The following is a 2,199-nucleotide window of genomic DNA, read 5'->3' on the forward strand; positions in this document are numbered from 1 at the left end:
TTGGCGGTTGCGCTTGGCTCGGCTCTGTTCTTGCTCAACGTCTTCAAGCCGAGACTCCAGCTGCTCGATCGTTTTAGCTTGCTTTTGGAGCATGCACCACATTTGCTCGCGGCTTGGGGTTTCTGTAGTGCTGTCTTTGATCTCACTGTCTGTGAGACCATCCTGAATACTCTCATCAAAGCCGAGAGTGGTCGCGACGTCCTGTTCATCGGGGGCTTCGGCGTCAATTTCGTTTGGATCTTTTCCAATCGTCATCGTATCGTAGTCTCTGGTTGCGATTAGCCGGCTCTCGATACCTGGCGTAGAGTAGCCTCTCGGCAGCCGACAGAATCTCGAGAGTGAGATAGCAGCCGCTGATCGAGAGGCGAACTTTTAAGCCGATCTGGGTCGCAGAATTAGGTGTCCAACCTAAGGGGGCGAATCAACGCCCCCTTTTTCGGCGACCCACACCGGTTAGCGGTGGGTGTGTTTCTCTTATCTTGTTGGTTACTCGTTGTTTGTGACCTCACTTAAAACTGGTAGTCCTGTCTGACGCTGATTGTCCACCACTCCTTTGATACTGAATCTGGAACTAGCGTTACTGAAGGGCGCTGTTTTCGCTGTACTTTGGATTTATAATGACTACTGGTTGAACCTGTGTCACAATGATAGAGAGTATCCCGGAGTCAAATACTCTGCTCGACCTCCATCCAATGTGTCGACCATCAGCATTCCCTCCCAAGATGAATCCAATGACTTTCTTTTAGTGTACGCCAGCTGCGGAGCCTCAGAATCCCTTGGACACTTCACATACAATGTCTTCTTTTCAGAATAGGCTTCTTCGTAATCCTCACCTGCTTCGTTCAAGGAATCTCTGATAACCCTCGTAATCTCGTTATCATCCATAGTATCCAATTCAACCTGCCCACGCCTGATATAATATGCGGGACACAATAATACAGCTACAGTAGATCTGAATTCCCAAGGAACAGCAATCGCGATCCGACCACCAGGAATTTGTGTCGATGTATTCAGCTACACGATGTATGCACATATCTTGTAATCGGGTACTTGCCTGCTTACAGACTGTAAATGGGTGGCTCTCTTTAGAATCACATGTCAATATTGAATCCCTTGGAGATGCTAGCATCCCGACTGGTCGGATATGGACGCAGGCCGGAAAGCGCGGATCGTCGATGATACGAAGAATAATCTACTTTCACCCTGGCACGGGAACCCTTATTCCCTTAGCGTACGCACATAATCATGTATGAAAGCAGTACTCAAAGACGGTACTGAAATTGAGTGCGACAAATTCGATAAAGTCTCAGACGGGACCTATCTGTACAAAAACGAGGACCAAATCGGATTCATTCCCCTCGGCGAACTCAGAGCCGTCGCCCCCGACGCTTACGAACCAAAGAATGATAGGTCGAAAGTAGTCCGTCGTGGGGGCAAGTCAGAAGATAAGAAAATCGACGGCACCTGATAGGCGCGATCTTTTATCCGAAGTCGCGGGTACCAATAGGGTACAAATCACTACTCCCCTAATTAACTCAAGTCGAATACGCAGGATTCAGGCCCTGAAAAAGATTATTTCTTCGGTCTGTATGGGGTATAATTGGGGCATTTTACCCCAAATACTGATTACAGTGGGGGTCATTAGGGACTCATATGAGCAGTGCATCAGCCTGGAAAGATAAGACCAAAAAAGAGGTTCAAGAGAACATCGATCAGGCTGTAGAAGATGCAATCAACTTCGATTTTGCATCGTTTGATGAGGTTGAAGAAGCCTTCAATAAATAGGCATCACCCATCAGATATTTTTTATAGGATTGATGTTAAACAGAGGCTGTGCCGCTCAGTTTGGACGATGAAACGCGAGTATCTATTCCATCAGCAACACTCAGTGAAATAGCTGCTCTTAATCAATTCCAGTCTGAATACGTCCAAACCCAATTACTCAAGATTACAGAAGCAGATTATACCCCTGAAAAGCTTGTCTACAAGCATTATGGTGATCTGAAAGTCTTCAGATGCGGCGGTGAAGTGCGACTCTTTGGAGTGATTCTTGAAAACATTTCAGTGGTGTCCGATTTTGATCATCTTGTTATTCTTCTCGAAGTGTCTGAGCATGACTATTCACAAGCAGGGGCAACAAAAAGTGAGGCAAACCGCATACAAACCAAGTTTGGCAGTATCCATACAGAGGAGGAATTT

4 protein-coding genes and 1 pseudogene are annotated in these 2,199 nt (G+C 46.5%); 3 read left to right on the forward strand and 2 right to left on the reverse strand.

Features of this window, described 5'->3' with window-relative positions; translation table 11 throughout:
• Positions 1 to 255 (reverse strand): annotated as a pseudogene (locus tag QA609_RS24570) (methyl-accepting chemotaxis protein); the annotation flags it as partial.
• A 384-nt stretch (positions 256 to 639) separates the two neighbouring features.
• The gene (locus tag QA609_RS24575; RefSeq protein WP_278305247.1) at positions 640 to 885 is read right to left on the reverse strand and encodes a hypothetical protein; all 246 of its coding nucleotides are present in this window, start codon (positions 883 to 885) and stop codon (positions 640 to 642) included.
• 364 nt (positions 886 to 1,249) lie between these two features.
• Here QA609_RS24575 and QA609_RS24580 point away from each other — a divergent pair, with 364 nt between their 5' ends.
• The 3 genes from QA609_RS24580 to QA609_RS24590 all read left to right on the forward strand — a co-directional run.
• The gene (locus QA609_RS24580) at positions 1,250 to 1,468 is read left to right on the forward strand and encodes a hypothetical protein (RefSeq protein ID WP_278305248.1); all 219 of its coding nucleotides are present in this window, start codon (positions 1,250 to 1,252) and stop codon (positions 1,466 to 1,468) included.
• A gap of 185 nt (positions 1,469 to 1,653) precedes the next feature.
• Positions 1,654 to 1,785, forward strand: a complete 132-nt coding sequence (locus QA609_RS24585; protein ID WP_278305249.1) for a hypothetical protein — start codon at positions 1,654 to 1,656, stop codon at positions 1,783 to 1,785.
• A gap of 60 nt (positions 1,786 to 1,845) precedes the next feature.
• A partial coding sequence (locus QA609_RS24590) for a hypothetical protein (protein ID WP_278305250.1) occupies positions 1,846 to 2,199 on the forward strand: 354 nt, incomplete at its 3' end.

Source organism: Natronococcus sp. A-GB7 (assembly GCF_029688865.1).
Taxonomy (GTDB): Archaea; Halobacteriota; Halobacteria; order Halobacteriales; family Natrialbaceae; genus Natronococcus.

Bases quoted from the DNA above. Each gene is read 5' to 3' on its own strand.
- QA609_RS24585 (WP_278305249.1), top strand. From the start codon at position 1,654: ATGAGCAGTGCATCAGCCTGGAAAGATAAGACCAAAAAAGAGGTTCAA.
- QA609_RS24575 (WP_278305247.1), bottom strand. From the start codon at position 885: ATGGATGATAACGAGATTACGAGGGTTATCAGAGATTCCTTGAACGAA.
- QA609_RS24580 (WP_278305248.1), top strand. From the start codon at position 1,250: ATGAAAGCAGTACTCAAAGACGGTACTGAAATTGAGTGCGACAAATTC.